This window comes from Streptomyces sp. NPDC002680, from assembly GCF_042889145.1.
GTDB lineage: Bacteria > Actinomycetota > Actinomycetes > Streptomycetales > Streptomycetaceae > Streptomyces > Streptomyces adonidis.
Genome location: NZ_JBIAQP010000020.1, coordinates 28,697 through 47,055, shown reverse-complemented (window position 1 = coordinate 47,055; position 18,359 = coordinate 28,697). Strand labels below are relative to the sequence as shown.

Annotated in this window: 19 protein-coding genes and 1 pseudogene; 13 read left to right on the top strand and 7 right to left on the bottom strand. The window is 71.3% G+C overall.

Annotated elements, in window-relative coordinates; all coding sequences use genetic code 11:
- Window positions 1-19: 19 nt before the first annotated feature.
- A complete protein-coding gene (locus tag ACFYXF_RS40270) occupies window positions 20-424 on the top strand; it encodes a hypothetical protein (protein WP_389357108.1) in 405 nt (134 codons plus the stop codon).
- 60 nt (window positions 425-484) lie between these two features.
- Window positions 485-889 (top strand): hypothetical protein, encoded by a 405-nt coding sequence (locus tag ACFYXF_RS40265; RefSeq protein WP_369029549.1) that lies wholly within the window; start codon window positions 485-487, stop codon window positions 887-889.
- Between the two features lie 72 nt (window positions 890-961).
- Here the strand turns inward: ACFYXF_RS40265 and ACFYXF_RS40260 are convergent, their stop codons facing one another.
- From ACFYXF_RS40260 to ACFYXF_RS40240, 5 genes are all read right to left on the bottom strand, one after another.
- The gene (locus ACFYXF_RS40260) at window positions 962-2,326 is read right to left on the bottom strand and encodes an NAD(P)/FAD-dependent oxidoreductase (protein ID WP_389357432.1); all 1,365 of its coding nucleotides are present in this window, start codon (window positions 2,324-2,326) and stop codon (window positions 962-964) included.
- Window positions 2,327-2,599: 273 nt separating this feature from the next.
- Window positions 2,600-3,007 carry a peptide-methionine (R)-S-oxide reductase MsrB gene (gene msrB / locus ACFYXF_RS40255; RefSeq protein ID WP_389357106.1) on the bottom strand — a complete coding sequence of 136 codons (408 nt, stop codon included), beginning with the start codon at window positions 3,005-3,007 and terminating at the stop codon, window positions 2,600-2,602.
- A gap of 13 nt (window positions 3,008-3,020) precedes the next feature.
- Window positions 3,021-4,412: a UDP-N-acetylmuramate--L-alanine ligase gene (murC, locus tag ACFYXF_RS40250; protein WP_389357104.1), complete on the bottom strand. Its 1,392-nt coding sequence runs from the start codon at window positions 4,410-4,412 to the stop codon at window positions 3,021-3,023.
- A 123-nt stretch (window positions 4,413-4,535) separates the two neighbouring features.
- Complete coding sequence (locus ACFYXF_RS40245) at window positions 4,536-5,009, bottom strand: indole-3-glycerol phosphate synthase (RefSeq protein WP_369029538.1); 474 nt, start codon at window positions 5,007-5,009, stop codon at window positions 4,536-4,538.
- A 157-nt stretch (window positions 5,010-5,166) separates the two neighbouring features.
- Window positions 5,167-6,003, bottom strand: coding sequence for a pyrimidine reductase family protein (locus ACFYXF_RS40240; RefSeq protein WP_389357102.1), 837 nt, complete (start codon window positions 6,001-6,003; stop codon window positions 5,167-5,169).
- Between the two features lie 37 nt (window positions 6,004-6,040).
- On the opposite strand from ACFYXF_RS40240, the gene zapE reads away from it, so the two are divergent.
- The 10 genes and pseudogenes from zapE (at window position 6,041) to ACFYXF_RS40190 (ending at window position 15,946) form a co-directional block, all read left to right on the top strand.
- Entirely contained in the window at window positions 6,041-7,147 is a 1,107-nt protein-coding gene (gene zapE, locus ACFYXF_RS40235) for a cell division protein ZapE (protein ID WP_389357100.1), read from the top strand.
- A 175-nt stretch (window positions 7,148-7,322) separates the two neighbouring features.
- Window positions 7,323-7,721 carry a hypothetical protein gene (locus ACFYXF_RS40230; protein ID WP_389357098.1) on the top strand — a complete coding sequence of 133 codons (399 nt, stop codon included), beginning with the start codon at window positions 7,323-7,325 and terminating at the stop codon, window positions 7,719-7,721.
- Window positions 7,722-7,798: 77 nt separating this feature from the next.
- A complete protein-coding gene (locus tag ACFYXF_RS40225) occupies window positions 7,799-8,389 on the top strand; it encodes a carbonic anhydrase (protein WP_389357096.1) in 591 nt (196 codons plus the stop codon).
- Between the two features lie 8 nt (window positions 8,390-8,397).
- A complete protein-coding gene (locus ACFYXF_RS40220; protein WP_389357094.1) occupies window positions 8,398-9,867 on the top strand; it encodes a SulP family inorganic anion transporter in 1,470 nt (489 codons plus the stop codon).
- Window positions 9,868-9,989: 122 nt separating this feature from the next.
- Complete coding sequence (locus ACFYXF_RS40215) at window positions 9,990-10,793, top strand: slipin family protein (RefSeq protein ID WP_389357092.1); 804 nt, start codon at window positions 9,990-9,992, stop codon at window positions 10,791-10,793.
- A 92-nt stretch (window positions 10,794-10,885) separates the two neighbouring features.
- A complete protein-coding gene (locus ACFYXF_RS40210) occupies window positions 10,886-12,340 on the top strand; it encodes an alkaline phosphatase PhoX (protein ID WP_389357090.1) in 1,455 nt (484 codons plus the stop codon).
- A gap of 49 nt (window positions 12,341-12,389) precedes the next feature.
- Window positions 12,390-13,874 (top strand): serine/threonine-protein kinase, encoded by a 1,485-nt coding sequence (locus ACFYXF_RS40205; RefSeq protein WP_389357088.1) that lies wholly within the window; start codon window positions 12,390-12,392, stop codon window positions 13,872-13,874.
- Between the two features lie 79 nt (window positions 13,875-13,953).
- Window positions 13,954-14,832 (top strand): PPK2 family polyphosphate kinase, encoded by an 879-nt coding sequence (locus ACFYXF_RS40200; RefSeq protein ID WP_389357086.1) that lies wholly within the window; start codon window positions 13,954-13,956, stop codon window positions 14,830-14,832.
- Window positions 14,833-14,938: 106 nt separating this feature from the next.
- A pseudogene (locus ACFYXF_RS40195) lies at window positions 14,939-15,809 on the top strand (polysaccharide deacetylase family protein).
- Window positions 15,806-15,946, top strand: coding sequence for a hypothetical protein (locus ACFYXF_RS40190; RefSeq protein WP_389357084.1), 141 nt, complete (start codon window positions 15,806-15,808; stop codon window positions 15,944-15,946). Before ACFYXF_RS40195 ends, ACFYXF_RS40190 begins: the two are co-directional and overlap by 4 nt.
- Here ACFYXF_RS40190 and ACFYXF_RS40185 read toward each other — a convergent pair.
- Both ACFYXF_RS40185 and ACFYXF_RS40180 read right to left on the bottom strand, forming a co-directional pair.
- Window positions 15,938-16,609, bottom strand: coding sequence for an ABC transporter (locus tag ACFYXF_RS40185; protein ID WP_389357082.1), 672 nt, complete (start codon window positions 16,607-16,609; stop codon window positions 15,938-15,940). The two genes, ACFYXF_RS40190 and ACFYXF_RS40185, sit on opposite strands and share 9 nt — an antisense overlap.
- Window positions 16,606-17,520: an ATP-binding cassette domain-containing protein gene (locus tag ACFYXF_RS40180; RefSeq protein WP_389357080.1), complete on the bottom strand. Its 915-nt coding sequence runs from the start codon at window positions 17,518-17,520 to the stop codon at window positions 16,606-16,608. Before ACFYXF_RS40180 ends, ACFYXF_RS40185 begins: the two co-directional genes overlap by 4 nt.
- A 79-nt stretch (window positions 17,521-17,599) precedes the next feature.
- On the opposite strand from ACFYXF_RS40180, the gene ACFYXF_RS40175 reads away from it, so the two are divergent.
- A complete protein-coding gene (locus ACFYXF_RS40175) occupies window positions 17,600-18,340 on the top strand; it encodes a peptidyl-tRNA hydrolase (protein WP_389357078.1) in 741 nt (246 codons plus the stop codon).
- Window positions 18,341-18,359 lie beyond the last annotated feature (19 nt).

Sequence of the window (18,359 nt, the reverse complement as noted above, 5' to 3'; positions counted from 1 at the left end):
CCCTGCCGAAGGAAAGTCCGTGAAGTCGCTGCTCGCCGCCGTGAAGTCGTTCGTCGCCAATCTGCTGCTGTGGTCGTTCTTCGTGGGCGGTCTCGCCGCGAGCACCGCCTCCGGCACCGTCCTCGACGGCACTCAGAAGAACGTGGCCACCTACACAGGCATCGCCGTGTCGCTGCTGGCCGGTTCACGCATCGCCAAGAAGCCGAGGATCAAGGCGTTCCTGTCGAAGCCGTCCACACTCTGGTTCCTGTTCCTGTTCAACGGCGGTGTGGCCGCGTTCTGCTACTTCACGATGGACGGGGTGAAGGGGATCGCGACCGCCGCAGGCATGGGCCTGGTCTCACTGGGCGCGGCGGGCGGACTCGTCTCGGGCCGCAAGAAGCGGCAGGCGCCCGCCCCCGTGGAGCAGCAGCCCTGGGCCTGACCAGCCCGAACACCAAACCTCCTCAACCATCGAAGCGAATGAAGTGAAGGGACCCCTGCCATGCCCTCGAACCGCCGCCGTGGCCGTCGTATCGCCACCGTCGCCACCGCCGTCGCCGCCGTCACCCTGACCGCCGGGCTGCTGACCGGCTGCGAAGACCTCGACAACTCCCTGGGCTGCGTCAGCAACGCCGACTCGATCTCGGACAGCATCAAGGCGATACACGAGGCCGGCTGGGACGCGGTGAAGGACCCGTCGAAGACCGACGACTCCATCGACACGATCGACAAGAACCTGGACAAGATCAACAAGGACACGGACGACAGCAAGGTCGACAAGGCGGTGGACGACCTGGACAAGGCGATCGACGACTACAACAAGTCCATCCTGAACGGCGACACGAGCCCGGACTCCAGCAAGATCGACGCGGCGGCCGACAGGCTGAAGGACGTCTGCACGTCGTAACGGAAGACGTCGTAACGGAAGAAGAAGCGCTGGGGCCCTGCCGTACGACGGCAGGGCCCCAGGGCGTTTCACTCACTCCCTCGGCTCCCCCGGCTCCTCCAGCGCCTCCGGAGGCCCGGCCGGTGTCGGTCCTGGCGGACCGAAGAGCACGGCCCGGGCCACGGGTGGCGCGAACAGGGCGCTGACGGGCGCGGAGAGAGTCAGTACGGCGCGGAAGGCGCGGCCCACGACGGGGTCGCCGGGGGACCGCTCCGTGACCCGGCGCAGATACCAGTCCGCGACGCGGTCCGTGGGCGCGCCCTCGACCGCGGTGCCGACCGCGCCCGGCATCTTGCGGTCCGCCCCGGCGGAGATGTCCCACGCGAGCCGGGACGCCGCGAGGAGCGCCTGCTGCACGCGCCGCGTGGTGGGCGTCCGGCGCCGGTCGGCGAGCGCGTCGCGCAGGGCGACCGCGCTCATCGCGGCGATGGCCATGCCCTGCCCGTAGATCGGGTTGAAGGTGCACAGGGCGTCGCCGGTGGCGAGGAATCCGGCCGGGCGGCGGCCGGGCAGGTCGTAGCGGCGGCGGGTGTTCGCGGTCCGCCGGTAGCCGAACGCCGACGACAGCGGTTCGGCCTCCTCGATCCACCGGTCCAGGAGCGGATGCCCCAGCCGCTTGGTGTACGTCTCGAACTCGTCGTCGCCCTTGGGCGGTTCGTCGCCGCGCAGCCCCGAGACGATGACCAGATGGCTGCCGTCCTCCAGCGGCAGCGCACCGCCGCCGTGGACCTGGTCGGGGTTGGGGTAGACGTAGTAGCCGAGCGTGTCGCCGCCGAGTACGCCGTCCCTGCCCCGGTAGACGCGGGAGGCGTAGGCGAGCCCGGTGTCGATGGTCTCCTCGTGCGGAGCCTCGGCGCCGATCGCGGCGAGCCACTGCGGCGCCTTGGTACCGCTGCCGGAGGCGTCGACGAAGAGATCGGCCGCCAGCTCCCGGTGTTCCGCGTCGGCACCGTCGGAGCGGTCCCGCAGCAGTACGCCGCGCACTCGCGAGGCGTCACCGAGCAGCCCGACCGCGTCGGTGCCCTCCAGCACACTGATCGCCGGGTCGGCGAGCACGCGCCGCCGCACCAGCCCCTCCAACTGTGCGCGGGAACCGGTGTAGATGTGCGTCGACGGGGGCACGCGGCGGAACCAGCGGCCGTTCTGCCACAGCACCAGGTCCGACGGCAGGCCGACCCTTGGCGCCCCCGCCTCCTTCAGCTCCGCCAGGAAGCCCGGCAGCAGCGACTCCAGGGCCGACTGCCCGCCCTGCAGCAGCACATGCGGATGCCGGCCCTGCGGCACGCCGGGCCGTGACCCGGTGCCGTCCGGGAACCGGTCGCGCTCGACGACGGTCACCCGGTCGGCGTGTCCGGCGAGGACGTGCGCCGCGAGCAGCCCCGCGAGACTCCCGCCCACCACGACCGCGTGCCGCCCGCCGCCTTCGCCCCGACTGCCCACCCCTACGGCAGAGTTCACCGATCCGCTCCCCTGGTCGCCATGTCGTGAGAAGCCATGAGTATCCCGCTCCACAGAGCGGGTCTACCCGTGTTCCCGGCCCTTCGGCGCGTCCCGGCGCGGCCGATTCACTCCGCTGATGCACGCACGCGGAAACAGCGCGCGGGCGCACGCTGCGCCAAAGGGCCGCCACCCCGACCATGGAGTGGCGGCCCTTTGGCGAAAAGTGAACCGTCAGCCCTCGTCGGGCGTCAGCCGCAACGAGATGCTGTTGATGCAGTACCGCTGGTCGGTCGGGGTCGGATACCCCTCACCCTCGAACACATGCCCGAGATGCGATCCGCACCGCGCACACCGCACCTCGGTCCGCACCATCCCGTGCGAGCGGTCCGCGATCAGCTCGACCGCGTCGGTGTCCTTCGGATCGAAGAAGCTCGGCCAGCCGCAGTGCGACTCGAACTTCGTGTCCGAGGTGAAGAGTTCGGCGCCACAGGCCCGGCAGGAGTAGACGCCCTGCTTCTTGGTGTCGGTGTACTCACCGACGAAAGCGGGCTCGGTCCCGGCCTGACGCAGAACGGCGTACTCGGCCGGGGTCAGCTCCGCGCGCCACTGCTCGTCCGGCTTCTCGACGTCGTACGACATGAAGGCCAACCCCTTACTTCTGTGCGAGACGGTCCAGAATCTGCGGGCCCAGGTCCGTCACATCACCCGCGCCCATGGTGAGAACGAGATCCCCGGGCTTCGCCATTCCCGCGACGACCTCGGGCACCTCCGCCTTGTCGGAGACGGCCGTCACATCGGCGCCCGCGGCCCGCGCGGCGTCGATGATCAGCGCGCTGGTGACACCCGGGATCGGGTCCTCGCGGGCCGGGTAGATGTCGAGGACGACCGAGGCGTCCGCGAGCGCCAGCGACTCGCCCATCTCCTTGCCCAGCTCCTGGGTGCGGGAGAAGAGGTGCGGCTGGAAGACGACCAGGATGCGCGCGTCACCGACCGCCGCCCGCATCGCCTCCAGGTCCGCCGTCATCTCGGTCGGGTGGTGCGCGTACGAGTCGATGACCTGGACACCGGCCGCCTCGCCCTTCAGCTGCAACCGCCGCTTCACCCCTGTGTACGCCGCCAGCGCGGGCGCCAGCTCACCGGCGGGCACGCCCAGCGCGACGCCCGCCGCCAGCGCGGCGACCGCGTTGTGCGCGTAGTGCCGCCCGGGCACGGAGACGGTGAAGGTGAGCGGAGCCCCGTCCAGCTCGACGGTGACCTCGCTCTTGAGCCCCTGGGGCACGACGGACAGCACCCGGACATCGGCGTCGGCGGACTCCCCGTACGACACCACGCGCACGGAGTCGGGCAGCCGCCGCGTCAGCTCACGGGCGCCGTCGTGATCGGCGGAGATCACGAGCGTCCCACCGGGCACGATGCGGCCGGCGAACGTCTCGAAGGACTCGTAGATCTCGTCCATGGAGGCGTAGTTGGCGTGGTGGTCGAGTTCGACGTTGAGGACGATCGCGACCTCGGGCGCGTACTTGTGGAAGCTGCGGTCCGATTCGTCCGCCTCGGCCACGAAGATCTCGCCATCGCCGTGCAGGGCGTTCGAGCCGGGCGCGTCCAGGTCGCCGCCGATGGCGTACGAGGGGTTCAGTCCCAGCTCGCTGAGCGACACCGCCAGCATCGACGTCGTGGTCGTCTTGCCGTGCGTACCCGCGACGGCGATCGGCCGCAGACCGTCCATCAGCCGGGCGAGCGCGTCCGACCGATGAACCACCGGAATCCCCAGCTCGGCCGCCCGCGCCAGCTCCGGATTGTCGGCGCGAATCGCGGAGGAGACGACGACACAGGTGGCGTCGTCGGCAAGATGCCCGGCCGCATGCCCGATGTGCACGACCACCCCGAGCGCCCGAAGCGCCGCAGCAGTCTCGGACTCCTTGGCATCACTCCCGGCCACAGAGGCCCCACGCTGAGCCAGAATCTTCGCGATCCCAGACATCCCGGCCCCACCGATACCGATGAAGTGCGGTCGTTCCATGGCGACAGGAAGGCCGGGTGCCATGTGCATATCTCCCAGGTGCGGTACGACGACGGACCCCCACCCTATTAGCAGGAGCCGAGCGGACACCTACCTAGGGGCGCGGGGAACTGCGCGACCAGCCCCCACCGACGGACAGCCAAAAAACTACGCCTTGCTGTGCGAGAACAGCTTCAAAACAGGCACCCCCACCTTGTGCCGAGCCCGAGAAGCCCAGTCCCGATGAAAGAACTCCTCCACGTAATGAGGATCGGTCAGCACGATCACCTCATCCGCCTCGACCTCGTCCACCAACCCCCGAAGCGCATCCAGCGGATGGTCCTCGACAATCCGCCCCTCCGCCTCGTTGCCCGACCCCCGCAACGCCGCCAGCGACACCTCCAACGCCTGCTCCCCCAACGCCGCCGCGTCCTTCCCCTCCGGCGTCTCCCGTTCGTGCGCCGCCTCGTCCAGCTCGCCGAGGGCGATGTCGTCGATGGCGCGCAGCAGCCGGTCGGCCTGGTCGCCGCGGGGCTGGAGCAGTACGTGGAAGGCGACGTCCTCGTCGCCGTGCAAGGTGGTGACGAACTCCACGTCGGCGGACGTCAGGGCCTTCTCGATCATCAGTACGCTTGTGAACACGACAGGCGCCCTTCTCCTCCGTGGGCCGTCCGTAGGCCCCTGCGGAAACCATCCTGCCCCGTGATCGCACGGGGGCTGCGAGTTTTAGTGTGCCCAGCGAAAGACAAACGGAACGACAGATTCCACATCGTGTCGGGTCGTGCGGGACCCCCGCACCTCATGGGCGGCAATACCGACTGAACAGGAAGCCCTCCTCCTCCAGCAAGGACACCAGTTCGAAGCGTCGGGGCACAGTCAACGCGGGCCCGCCCGAGATCCGCTGGGCGTCCCCCACGGTGAGCATCGGGGAGATCGTCAGGCACAGCTCGTCGAGCACACCGGCCGCCACCAGCTGCCCCAGCAGCCTCGGCCCGCCCTCGGCCAGCAGCCGGGTGTGACCGAGGCCGGCGAGGGCCTGTACGGCACGCGCCGGGTCCACGCCCATGCCGTCACCGGCGACGACCACCTGGGCGCCCGCCTTCTCTGCGGCGGCGACCCGGTCGGGGGCGGCCGCGGCGCCCGTGAGGATCAGAGTGGGCACCAGGGGCGAGGTGAACAGGGGGAGCGCGAAGTCCAGGTCCAGACTCGCGCTGACGATCGCGACGGCCGCCACCTCCGCCTGTCCGGCCGCCTCCCGGGCCCCGGCGAACTCGGCACGCGCGCGTACCGGCCGATAACCCTCCTGGCGTACCGTTTCCGCACCGACGAGCACCACGTCCGCCAGCGCCCTCAGGGTGCCGAAGATCCGCATGTCGGAGGCGGAGGAGATGGGCTGGGAACGGCCGTCGTGCTGGGCGGCACCGTCGAGTGTGGACACCATGTTGGCCCGCAGCCAGGTTCCCGGTCCCCCGTTCGCCCGCTCGGGGTAGGCGTAGGCGGCGCCCAGCTCCGCCGGACTCCACTCACGGTCGACCGCCCCACCACCCCCGGGCACCCCACCGGCACCACCGGCATCCACGGCCCCTCCCGAGGCCCCGGCCACTGTCTCTTCGGTCACAGGGAACAGGCGTCGCATGCCAGGCAGTCTGACACGGCCCTTAGCATGGTGAACCGTGCCTACCACCCCAGCCACCCCCGGATTCGGCCCGATAGCCGACGCGGCCCCGCTGTCCCTGTGCGTGCGTGAGCCGCATGTCCCCGCGGACCGTCTGGTCGCCGAGATGGTGCCGCCGCCCCGGTTCGACTCGGTGCGCTTCGGTACGTACATCCCGGACCCGAACCAGCCCAGCCAGACCGAGGCCGTGCGCGTCCTCGACGGCTTCGCCGGCGGGCTCGGCGGAGCGCACGCCCTGGGGGGCGGCAAGCGGGGGTTCTTCGGGTTCGGGAAGGCCAAGGCGGTCAAGGTGCCCGCCGGGCCCCGTGGCGTCTACCTCGACGGCGGTTACGGCGTCGGCAAGACCCACCTCCTCGCCTCCCTCTGGCACGCCACCCCGGCCGAGCCCGCGCTCAAGGCCTTCGGCACCTTCGTGGAGCTGACGAACCTCGTCGGCGCCCTCGGGTTCCAGAAGACCGTGCAGACACTCAGCGGCCACCGGCTGCTCTGCATCGACGAGTTCGAGCTGGACGACCCGGGCGACACCGTCCTCGTGTCGACCCTGCTCGGCAAGCTCGTCGACGCGGGCGTCGCGCTCGCCGCCACCTCGAACACCCTGCCGGGCAAGCTCGGTGAGGGCCGGTTCGCGTCGGCCGACTTCCTGCGCGAGATCCAGGGCCTGTCCGCCCACTTCCGGGCGCTGCGCATCGACGGCGAGGACTACCGCCACCGGGGGCTGCCCCAGGCCCCGGCGCCGTACTCCGAGGAGCAGGTGACCAAGGCGGCGTACGCCACCGAGGGCGCGTCGCTCGACGACTTCCCGCACCTCCTCGACCACCTCGCCCGCGTGCACCCCAGCCGGTACGGCGCCCTCACGGACGACCTGAAGGCCGTGTGCCTCACCGACGTACGGCCGGTTCCCGACCAGTCGACGGCGCTGCGGCTCGTCGTGCTCGCCGACCGGCTCTACGACCGCGAGGTACCGGTGCTCGCCTCCGGCATGCCCTTCGACCAGTTGTTCAGCGAGGAGATGCTGAACGGCGGCTACCGCAAGAAGTACTTCCGCGCGATCTCCCGCCTGACCGCGCTGGCTCGCGACGCCAAGGGCCTGGTGGAGCCGTCGTAAACCCTTGCGTCAAGGGTCAGTTCGCGTCATCCCACCCGCGCTTTTCAGGCTCTCTTCAGCCTGAAACGCTAAGTTAACCCTGCAAACAACTTCGCAGGGTTAACGTGTTTCTTGACCTTCGGTTGACCAGCCGTTGACGTACGCGAGGGACCGCGAAACATCTGGAGGGGGGCGCATGTTCCGAGGTACCACCGTCCGGACCGTGATTTCGCTCCTCACCGCCGCACTGCTGGCCCTCCAACTCTTCACTCCCACCGCTTCCTTCGCATCCGCGCACACGGCCCGTCATGCCGAGGCCAAGACCGAGACCAGAAACAAACCCAGGGCCGCAGCCCTGCGCGATGAGTACGTTACTTGCGGTAACGACAGCCGCCCCCACGACCCCGCCTGGCCCCTGCGCATCCGCGACCGGCATCGAATCGTCGATACGGGCCCCGAAGCCCCCGGCCGCCCGGCCCTCGTGGCGGATCCTGTGCCCCCGCACGAACCGCGGACACCGGTCACCCCCCGCCACCAGGCGCCCAGATCACTGACGGCGCACACCCCGGCCGGACTTCAGGTGTTCCGCTGCTGATGACAGCGGAGACATCCCCCCACGCTCTGTCATGTACGTCCGACGCGCCATAGAGGCGCGCCAGGAGGAGTCACCACATGCAGCCCCTCATCGACAACGCCCGCACCTTCGGTCAGCGCCCTGAGGAGTTCGCCAAACTCGCCGAAGGCCAGTCCCCCCAGGTCCTGTTCATCACCTGCTCCGATTCCAGGGTCGTCCCGGCCCTGATCACAGGTGCCAGGCCGGGCGAACTCTTCGAGCTGCGCACCGCCGGCAACATCGTCCCCCCGTACGCCTCAGGCCGCCCCACCGGCGAGGCGGCCACGATCGAGTACGCCGTGGAGGTCCTCGGCGTCAGCGACATCGTGGTCTGCGGCCACTCGCACTGCGGTGCCGTCGGCGCCCTGGTCCGCGGCGACGACCTCACCGCGGTACCCGCCGTACGCGACTGGCTCGCGCACGCCGCCGACGAACCCGACACCTCGACCGCGTCCGACACCGACGACCCGACGGTCGCGGCGGGCGTCCAGAACCACGTCCTCGCACAACTGCTGCGGCTGCGCTCCTACCCGTGCGTGGAGCAACGCCTCACGGACGGCCGGCTGCGCCTGCGCGGCTGGTACTACGAGGTCCACACCGGGTCCGTACGCGAACACCGGGCCGCCACCGACGCGTTCGAAGCGCTGTGAGGGCCGCCATGAACGTGCTCGCCAAGGTCCCTCATCTGCGGCAGGACTTCGCCGCCTCGCTCGTCGTGTTCCTCGTCGCCCTGCCGCTGTGCGTGGGCGTCGCCGTCGCCTCCGGTGTATCGGCCGAACTCGGCCTGGTCACCGGCATCGTGGGCGGCATCGTCACCGGACTCCTGCCGGGCAGCAGCCTCCAGGTGTCCGGTCCGGCCGCCGGTCTCACCGTGCTCGTCTTCGAAGCCGTACGGGAGCACGGGCTGCCCGCCCTCGGCGTGATCGTGCTCGCCGCCGGACTGCTCCAACTCGCCATGGGCGCCCTGAAGCTGGGGCGCTGGTTCCGGGCGATATCCGTGTCAGTCGTCGAGGGCATGCTGGCCGGGATCGGGCTCGTGATCATCGCCGGGCAGCTGTACGCGGCGGCCGGGCTGAAGGCGCCCGCCGCCGGGCTCGACAAGATCGTCGGGCTGCCCGAGGCCGCCGCGAAGGCCGTGGGGAGCACCAGCGCACTGGCCTCGCTGGCCGTCGGCGCGGGCACGATAGCCGTGATCGTGCTGTGGCAGCGGCTGCCCAGGAAGGTACGGGCGGTGCCGGGCGCGCTCGCGGCGGTGGTCCTGGCGACCGTCGTCACCCTCGTCCTCGACCTGCCGGTGGCGACCGTCGAGGTGAAGGGCCTGCTGGACGCCGTCCAGCTGCCCGGCCTGGGTGCCTTCGGCGAACTGGCGAGCCCGAGCGTGATCGGCACGGTCGTGGCGTTCACGCTGATCGCGTCCGCCGAGAGCCTGTTCAGCGCCGCCGCCGTGGACCGGCTGCACGACGGTCCACGCACCCAGTACGACAAGGAGCTGATGGCGCAGGGCGCCGGCAACACCGTGTGCGGGCTGCTGGGCGCGCTGCCGATGACCGCCGTGATCGTGCGCAGCTCGGCGAACCTCCAGGCGGGCGCGCGGACGAAGGCGTCCCGGGTCATGCACGGCGTATGGCTGCTGCTGTTCGCGGCGCTGCTGCCCGGCGCGCTGGCGCTGATCCCGCTGCCCGCACTGGCCGGGATCCTCGTGCACGCGGGCTGGAAGCTGATACCGCTGCGCGGGATCGTCTCGCTCTGGCGCGAGCACCGGGGTGAGGCGCTGATACTCGTCGTCACGGCCGTGGCGATCGTGTCCGTGAACATGTTCGAGGGCGTGCTGATCGGGCTCGCCCTGTCGGTGGGCAAGACCGCCTGGGAGGCCTCGCATCTCAAGCTGGAGGTCGTGGACAAGGGCGCCGGGCCGATCCAGGCGTATCTGTCGGGCAACGCGACCTTCCTGCGGCTGCCGAAAATACTCGACAGCCTGGAGGCACTCCCCCAGGACCGGCCGATCGAGCTGGACCTGTCGGGCCTGCACCACCTGGACCACGCCTGCCGTACGGCGCTGGAGAGCTGGGCGGAGCGGCACAGCGCGGCCGGGACGGAACCGGTCAGGATGATGACGCCGACGCCGTAGTCCCCGCGGCCCTCGCATACGAGGTTGCCCGGTCCGAGGCTCGCCCCGAGCCCCGGACCGGGCATATCGTTTGTTAGAGGTGCCGATCGGCACGTACGGGACGGCTGCGAGGGGTCGTCATCATGGTTGAGGAATTGCTGGCCGCGGGCATCGCCGCCGCAACCGCCGGGCTCGTCTACGTCGGGGCGGCGGCCCGGGTCGTCAAGCAGTACGAACGCGGGGTCGTCTTCCGGCTCGGCCGGCTCGCCGGGGAGGTGCGGGCGCCCGGTCTCACGATGGTGGTCCCGCTCGTGGACCGGCTGCACAAGGTCAACATGCAGATCGTCACACTGCCGATCCCGGCCCAGGAGGGCATCACGCGGGACAACGTCACGGTCCGGGTGGACGCGGTCGTCTACTTCAAGGTGATCGACGCGGCGAACGCGCTCGTCCAGGTCGAGGACTATCGCTTCGCGGTCTCGCAGATGGCGCAGACGTCGCTGCGTTCGATCATCGGCAAGAGCGACCTCGACGATCTCCTCTCCAACCGCGAGAAACTCAACCAGGGCCTGGAGCTGATGATCGACAGCCCGGCGATGGGCTGGGGCGTGCAGATCGACCGGGTCGAGATCAAGGACGTGTCCCTGCCGGACACGATGAAGCGCTCGATGGCCCGCCAGGCCGAGGCCGACCGCGAACGCCGGGCCCGGATCATCAACGCGGACGCCGAGTTGCAGGCCTCGAAGAAGCTCGCGGAGGCCGCCGGGGTCATGTCCGAGCAGCCCGCGGCCCTCCAACTCCGGCTGCTCCAGACGGTGGTGGCGGTCGCGGCCGAGAAGAACTCGACACTTGTCCTGCCGTTCCCGGTGGAGCTGCTCCGCTTCCTGGAACGGGCGCAGTCCCAGCAGCCGCCTCCGTCTCCACCTCCAGGCGAGTCATCGGGGTGAGGCGCGCAACGCGCGTGGTTCCCGAGGTCAGTGCGGCGTGATACACACAGCAAGGTCACAGTCCTGTCCGCCAGCAGGAAGGTTGCCTCCCCATGTCCGCATTCGGCACGCCCGAACTCGACGGCACCTCAACAGGCGCCACCCCCAAGGCAGTTGACGGCCCCTCAGCAGTCGACGCCTCCCCCACTTCCCGACGCCAGGTCCTCGCCCGCACCGGCGCCCTGGGTGTCGGCATCGCCTTCACCGGCGCCCTCTCCGAACTCTTCGCCGGTACCGCCGCCGCACAGGGCATCGGCCACTCCGGCTACGGCCCCCTGGTCCCCGACCCGAAGGGCCTGCTCGACCTGCCGAAGGGTTTCCGCCATCGGGTCCTGTCCCGTGAGGGCGACCCCCTGCGCTCCGGCGAGGGCCCGGTGCCCTCCAACCACGACGGCATGTCGGCCTTCGCGGGCCGCCACGGCCGCGTCCACCTGGTCCGCAACCACGAGAACCGCGTCACCGCCAGAATCCAGGTCCCGACCGTCAAGGGCCTCACCTACGACCCGATGGGCAAGGGCGGCTGTACGTCCCTCACCCTCGACCGGGACGGGGACGTGCTCTCGGAGCGGGTCGCCATCGCCGGTACGGCCGTCAACTGCGCGGGCGGGCCCACGCCTTGGGGCACCTGGCTGACCTGCGAGGAGACCGAGGACAAGGCCGGCACCAACGGCTACACCAAGGACCACGGCTTCATCTTCGAGGTCGACGGGGCCGACCCGCACCGCACCGGCGCCGTCCCGCTCACCGCGATGGGCCGCTTCCAGCACGAGGCGATCGCCGTCGACCCGAGGAACGGCATCGTCTACGAGACGGAGGACGCCTTCCTGCGCCCCTTCGGCCTCTTCTACCGCTTCCTGCCCAAGAGGCCGCTGGGCGGGGTGGGTTCACTGCGCGCGGGCGGCCGGCTCCAGGCGATGCGGGTGCCGGGCGTACCCGACCTCTCCTCGATCCAGGAGCCGGGCGCCTCCTTCGACGGCGTCGAGTGGGTGGACGTACCGGACCCGCTGGCCGCCCAAACCCCCATCCGCCTCCAGGACTTCGGGCCGAAGGGCATCACGCACGCGCAGAAGCTGGAGGGCTGCTACTGGGGCGGGCGGTGCGTGTACTTCGTGTCGTCGTTCGCCCATGCGAGCGAGGGCTCGGCGGCCACCCACTTCGGCCAGATCTGGCGCTACGACCCCGCCGCGCGCCGCCTCACCCTCGTCATCGTCTTCGGCCCGGACACGGACGTCCAACTCCCGGGCGAATCACCGGACAACATCTGTCTCGCCCCGAGCGGCGGCCTGATGGTGTGCGAGGACGGGGAGGGCGCACAGCACGTATACGGCGTGACACGCAAGGGCGAGGTGTACGCGATGGCCCGCAACGCCCAGAACATCGGCACCCAGGACGCCCCCGAATGGGGCGAGTTCGCGGGCGTCACCTTCTCGCCCGACGGCCGGACGATGTACGTCAACTGCTACACACCCGGCACGACGTTCGCGGTGACGGGCCCGTGGAAGCGGTAACCGCCGCCCTCTGAACCGGACTTGGCGGGCAGGCCCTAGCCTGTCCGCCATGAACGTACCGGGGGACGTGGTCGACGGCCGGTTCGAGCTGCTGGAGCGGCTCGGGAGCGGCGGGATGGGCACGGTCTGGCGGGCCCGGGACGCCGTACTGCACCGCGAGGTCGCGCTGAAGGCGGTACGGCCCGACGCGGCGGCGACCGACGCCGTACGCGGACGGGTGCTGCGCGAGGCCCAGGCGCTGGCCCGGCTCAGCCACCCCCACGTGGTGACGGTCCATCAGATCGTCGACGACGACCCGCATCCCTGGATCGTCATGGAGCTGGTGCCCGGCGTCTCGCTCGACAGGCGCCTGGAATCAGGCCCGTTGACGCCGGTGGAGGCGGCACGGATCGGCGGCCAGGTGCTGGACGCGCTGCGCGCGGCACATGCGGCGGGTGTGCAACACCGGGACGTGAAACCGGCGAACATCCTGCTGCGCCCCGACGGCAGCGCGGTCCTCACCGACTTCGGGATCGCCGCGCTCCAGGGCGCGACGGCCCTGACGATGACCGGCGAACTCGTCGGCTCCCCCGAGTACATCGCCCCGGAACGCCTCCGCGGCCCCTCCGACGACCCGGCCGCCGACCTGTGGTCGCTGGGAGTCGTGCTGTACGTGTGCGTGGAGGGCGTGAGTCCGCTGCGCCGCGAGACCACGCTCGCGACACTGGCCGCGGTCCTGGAGTCCGAGGTACCGCCACCGTCCCGCGCGGGCGCGCTGACGCCCGTACTCGAAGCGCTGCTGGTACGGGATCCGGCGGGCCGGCCGGACGCGGCTCAACTGGCGGCGCTGCTGGGGCGGGTGGCGGCGGGCGGGACACCGAGTCATGCGCAGCGGACGGTGACGGCACCCCAACCCGTGGGCCACATCCCGGAGTTCGGCAGAACACCACCGCCGACCGTTCCGAACTCGTACCCCCTGCCACCGGGGTATCGGCGCAGGCGGGTGGCCCTGCCCGTCGTACTCGCGTTCCTCGTGGCCGTCTCCGCCACGTTCCTCACCCTGCGCTTCCTCGACGGGGACGAGAGGACGGACGGCGGCCCGGGCCCGGTGGCCGGTACGACGGCCTCGCCGACCCCGACTCCGACCCCGACCTCCACCGCCTCAGCCTCAGCCACCACCTCAGCCACTGCCTCAACCACCCCGTCAGCCACCCTCTCCGCCGCGACCGGCCGCTGGATCGCCCAGCTCTTCTCCGAACCGGTCGGTTCCGGGACCGCCGCCCGGGACGCGCGGCTCGCCAAGGTCAGGGAGTCGGTGCCGGAGGCGGTGGTCCTGCGGAGCGACGAGTACGCGTCCCTGCGCCCGGGCTACTGGGTGATCTACGCGCCGGGCCCGTTCGCCGACGGCCGTGCCGCGCTGGCCTTCTGCGGCGAACGCGGCCGGACGACACCGAACACCTGTCTGGGCCGCTACCTGAGCACCAGCGCCGCCGACTTCGCCCTCCAGTGCCGTCCGCCCGCCGCAAGCCCCACCGGACGCTGTACGCGCACCTAGGGCCCGACGGCTGGCGCGCCCGGTTTCCGCGTCGCAGGATCGAGGTACCGGGGAGGAACCGGACCGGAAGAGGTGCCCCATGGCCAAGAAGGGCTCGAAACAGGACTCCGGGAGGCCCGCGGAGAGCATGTTGGGTGAGCTGCTGCGCGTGCCCGGCGGGGAGCGGGTCGACCTCGGCGCGTACGACGCCAGGGCCACCCCGGGCGGCCCCGCCGACAAGGCGGCAGGGCTCGCCGCCACCGCCCTGCTGGGCGAACGGCTCGCGGTCCTCCAGGAGCGGCTGTGGGCGGCGGGCTCGACCGGGGACCGACGGCGGCTGCTGCTCGTCCTGCAGGGCATGGACACCAGCGGCAAGGGCGGCACGGTCAAGCACGTCATCGGCCTGTTCAACCCGTCGGGCTGCCGGATCAGGGCGTTCAAGGCACCCACCCACGAGGAACTGGGCCACTCCTTCCTCTGGCGCATCAAACGGGCGCTCCCGCAACCCGGCGAGATCGGCATCTTCGACCGCTCGCACTACGAGGACGTCCTGATCGCCCGCGTCCGCGAACTCGTCTCCCGGGCCCAGCTGACCGCCCGCTACAGCCAGATCAACGGCTTCGAGAAGTCCCTCGCCGAGGACGGCGTGACCGTCGTGAAGTGCTTCCTGCACATCTCGTACGACGAACAGCGGCGCCGTCTCCTCGAACGCCTCGACAACCCCGACAAGCACTGGAAGTTCAACGTCGGAGACATCGAGGAGCGCGCGCTGTGGCCCGCGTACCAGGAGGCGTACGAGATCGCCCTGGAGCGGTGTTCGGCCGGCGCGCCCTGGTACCTGATCCCGGCGGACCGCAAGTGGTACCGCAACTGGGCGATCAGCAGGCTGCTCCTCGATCACCTGGAGGCGCTGGACCCGCAGTACCCGAAAGCGGACTTCGACGTGGCGGAGGCCAGGGCGCGGCTGCTCGCCACGTAGGGGGCTGTGGGGCGGGGGTACGGGTTCACGGCCGGGCGGGTGACATCCGGGTGGCTCGCCCTCGCGGCGGGCCGCCGGACAACCCCGGCATTTCTACCTTCGTACGATGATCACTCTCGTGCGACGATTCGCCACTGGCTGTGTCCTGGGCGCCGCGCTCGCCGCCCTGGCCGCCTGTGGGACGGCCCCCGTCCCACAGGCGGCCTCCCGTGTCCCCCTCCGCCGTCCCTTCTCGTCCGCCCACCCTCGCCCCCGGGCCCGCCGGTCTGACCCCCGTCTTCCGGAACGGTCCGCGCGGCCCGGAGAAGACCGTCGCCCTCACCTTCGACGCCGACATGACCGCCGGGCAGGGTGACCGGGCGGCGCGGGGCGAGCGCTTCGACAATCCCCGGCTGATCGCCACGCTGCGGGCACTGAAGGTGCCGGCGACCGTGTTCATGACGGGACGGTGGGCCGAGGAGTACGCGGCCCAGGCCCGTTCCATCGGGCGGGACCCCTTGTTCGAGGTCGCCAACCACTCGTACAGCCACTACGCCTTCACCGAGGACTGCTACGGGCTGCCGACCATCGCCGGCTCGGAGGCGCGGATGCGGGCCGACGTCGAGCGGGCCTTCGCGGCGTTCCGGGCCGCCGGGGTGCCCAGGGCCATGCCCTACTTCCGCTTCCCGGGCGGGTGTTACGACCGGCGTGCGCTGCGGGCGCTGAGCGGGGCCGGGGTCACGGCGGTGCAGTGGGACGTGGTGAGCGGGGACGCGTTCGCCACGGACGCGGACGCTGTGGCCCGGCAGGTGCTGGACGGGGTGCGGGGCGGGTCGGTTGTCGTCATGCACTGCACGCGCAGTGCCGCCCCGGCGACCGAGCGGGCGTTGCGCACGATCGTGCCCGCGCTGCGCGAGCGTGGCTTCCGGCTGGTGAAGGTGTCCGAGCTGATCGGGGCGGCGGCCTCCGGCGGGGAGCGGCTTAGGCTGGTGCGATGAGTGACGAGAACGAGGTCGCGTACGCGGAGTGTGTGCTGTGCCGGGAGCCGACCGAGTACCCGGAGTCGCGGAAGGGCGTCACGCTCTGTCCTGTCTGTGAGTGGCAGGAGGCGCAGCGCTCGGCCTGCTCAGGGTGAGCGGCGTGCGGTGAGCGCGCAGGCCCCGGCGGTCGCCGCGACCGTGAGCAGGGCCGCCGAGGCCAGCGGCAGCAGCGCTACCGGGACCGTGCCCGAGCGGGAGCCGGTCACCAGGGACGTGATCGCCAGCTGGGCCGGGGAGCCCGTAACCACCAGCGCCAGCAGCGCGCCGAGCATCATCGCGGGCACCGCCCGGCCGGGCGAGCGCAGCAGCGGCCAGGTCGTGAGCGCGCCGACGGCCGTGCCGAGCAGGGCGCACACCAGCGCGGCGAGCAGCCCGGCGGCAGCGGCCGGGAGAGGCTCCACCCGGACCTGGTGATCGGCGCTCGCCGGGTCGCTGATCAGGGTCACCACGACGGTCGCGGCCGTGCCGAGCGTCGCCGCGGCGGCCAGCGCCACCAGGAGACAGGCGAGGTGCGCCCGCCCTGGGCCGACGGCCGCTGCCACGGCGGCGCGGGCGGCGGGCGGCTCGTTGCCCGCACAGATCCGCACCAGCCAGGCGGCCACCGGCAGCACGGCCGCCGCGGCATACCCGAGTGAGTCGAGCACCGGCTGCCCGCTCTGCACCCCGACGCCCAGGAACACCGCGTACAGGATGAACGGCGGCAGCCAGCGCTGCGAACGCACGAGCAGGGCGGCCTGATAGCGCAGGAGGGCGGTCATCGGGGGCTTTCGTCGGTGGTGAGCGGGGCGGGTTCGGCGGTGCCGGCGGGCGTTCCGGGCATTGCTGGTCCCACGCCCACCACGTGCCAGGGCGGGCGGGCCATGAGCAGGGCGCGGAGCACGACGTCCGAGTGGGTCCGGGGGACGGTGAGCCGATGGCCGCCCGGGGTCGCGGTCTCCGTCCTCGACACCGTCCACTTCAACGCCTCGGCCGGGGGTTCCGCGCCCGGTGGCCCCTGCGCCTCGACGACCAGGTGCGGGCCGACCGCTTCCGGTGAACCGGCGTGTGCCGTACGGCGGTTGAGGCCGCCGTCGGTCACGGTGTACGTCGCGTCGGGCGCCCCCGCCAGACGGCCCGGGTCGTGGTCGACGAACACCACCGAGGCACCGGACGCGGTCCGTTCGGCGACGACCCGCTCCAACTCGGCCCGGGCGGCGGCGTCCAGGCCCGTCCACGCCTCGTCGAGGACGAGCAGCTCCGGGTCGGCGAGGAGGGCCTGGGCGACGGCGACCTTCTGGCTGCTGCCCTTCGACAGCTGCGCCATGGGCGTCCGGGCGTACGCGGCGGCGCCGAGCCGCTCCAGCCACTCGTCGGCGGCGCGGGCGGCAGCCGTACGGGGGAGGCCGTGCACGGCGCCGAGGTGGGTGAGGTACGCGTGTGCGGTGAAGGGGAGGGCTGCGGGGAAGCGTTCGGGGACGTAGGCGGTGCGGGGGTGGCCGGTGAGGGTGCCTTCTGTGGGGGCGTCTATGCGTGCGAGGAGTCTCAGGAGGGTGGATTTGCCTGTGCCGTTGGGGCCCTCGACGCGGGTGAGGGTGCCGGGAGTGAGGGTCAGGTGGACGCCTCTCAGGACCCAGGGGCCGCGTATGCCGTAGCGGCGGCCCACGTTCTCCAGGCGCAGATCGCTTTGCATGGGGTCATTCTGTCGTGGAGCGGCTGCGGGTCGTTCGTGGCTGGTCGCGCAGTTCCTCGCGCCCCTAGAGTTGGACCTCGTGAGCCATGATCAAACGCAACCCGGCGACAGCCCCTTCCGGGCCGAGCCCAGCGCACGCGACCAGGCGCCCCAGTTCGTGCTGCCCCTCGTCGCCCGGATCGAGAAGGGCTCGCCGCCCGGTCGTACCGATGCCTTGGAGACCGCTGCTCGGGCCGTTCTTGTGATCCTCGGGGACGAGCGGTCCGTCGGGGACGGTGAGTGGGCTCAGGCCATGCGGGACTGGCAGGACGCTCGGATTCGTAAGGTGGTGCGGCGGGCTCGGGGGGCCGAGTGGCGGCGGGCCGAGGCCTTGCCCGGGATCACCGTCAGTGGGAAGTCGGCCGAGGTCCGGGTCTTTCCGCCTGTTCCGTTGGACGGGTGGCCCAAGGATCTGGCCCGGCTCCAGGTCTCCGGCACCGACCTGGACGATCCGGAGCCGCCGCTGGATCCGGATCCGGCGGTGCCCGTTCTCTGGCTGAACCCCGAGCTGGACATGTCGGCGGGCAAGGCGATGGCCCAGACGGGGCACGGAGCTCAACTGGCGTGGTGGGAGCTGTCGGACGAGGCCCGGGTGGCCTGGCGCGACGCGGGTTACGCGCTCGCCGTCCGTACGGCGGAGCCGGCCCGTTGGCGTGAACTCACTTCCAGTGGGCTGCCGTTGGTCCGTGATGCCGGTTTCACGGAGATCGCGCCCGGTTCGGCGACGGTTGTCGCGGACCACCGTCCCCTGGGACGCACAGGGTTCAAACATCTTCGTTGAACATCATCGGGTTCCCGGC

What these genes read in the sequence shown, in the direction of transcription:
- ACFYXF_RS40265 (WP_369029549.1), top strand. Translation starts at nt 485, where the DNA reads ATGCCCTCGAACCGCCGCCGTGGCCGTCGTATCGCCACCGTCGCCACC.
- msrB (WP_389357106.1), bottom strand. Translation starts at nt 3,007, where the DNA reads ATGTCGTACGACGTCGAGAAGCCGGACGAGCAGTGGCGCGCGGAGCTG.
- murC (WP_389357104.1), bottom strand. Translation starts at nt 4,412, where the DNA reads ATGGCACCCGGCCTTCCTGTCGCCATGGAACGACCGCACTTCATCGGT.
- ACFYXF_RS40240 (WP_389357102.1), bottom strand. Translation starts at nt 6,003, where the DNA reads ATGCGACGCCTGTTCCCTGTGACCGAAGAGACAGTGGCCGGGGCCTCG.
- ACFYXF_RS40230 (WP_389357098.1), top strand. Translation starts at nt 7,323, where the DNA reads ATGTTCCGAGGTACCACCGTCCGGACCGTGATTTCGCTCCTCACCGCC.
- ACFYXF_RS40225 (WP_389357096.1), top strand. Translation starts at nt 7,799, where the DNA reads ATGCAGCCCCTCATCGACAACGCCCGCACCTTCGGTCAGCGCCCTGAG.
- ACFYXF_RS40220 (WP_389357094.1), top strand. Translation starts at nt 8,398, where the DNA reads ATGAACGTGCTCGCCAAGGTCCCTCATCTGCGGCAGGACTTCGCCGCC.
- ACFYXF_RS40215 (WP_389357092.1), top strand. Translation starts at nt 9,990, where the DNA reads ATGGTTGAGGAATTGCTGGCCGCGGGCATCGCCGCCGCAACCGCCGGG.
- ACFYXF_RS40210 (WP_389357090.1), top strand. Translation starts at nt 10,886, where the DNA reads ATGTCCGCATTCGGCACGCCCGAACTCGACGGCACCTCAACAGGCGCC.
- ACFYXF_RS40205 (WP_389357088.1), top strand. Translation starts at nt 12,390, where the DNA reads ATGAACGTACCGGGGGACGTGGTCGACGGCCGGTTCGAGCTGCTGGAG.
- ACFYXF_RS40200 (WP_389357086.1), top strand. Translation starts at nt 13,954, where the DNA reads ATGGCCAAGAAGGGCTCGAAACAGGACTCCGGGAGGCCCGCGGAGAGC.
- ACFYXF_RS40190 (WP_389357084.1), top strand. Translation starts at nt 15,806, where the DNA reads ATGAGTGACGAGAACGAGGTCGCGTACGCGGAGTGTGTGCTGTGCCGG.
- ACFYXF_RS40185 (WP_389357082.1), bottom strand. Translation starts at nt 16,609, where the DNA reads ATGACCGCCCTCCTGCGCTATCAGGCCGCCCTGCTCGTGCGTTCGCAG.
- ACFYXF_RS40180 (WP_389357080.1), bottom strand. Translation starts at nt 17,520, where the DNA reads ATGCAAAGCGATCTGCGCCTGGAGAACGTGGGCCGCCGCTACGGCATA.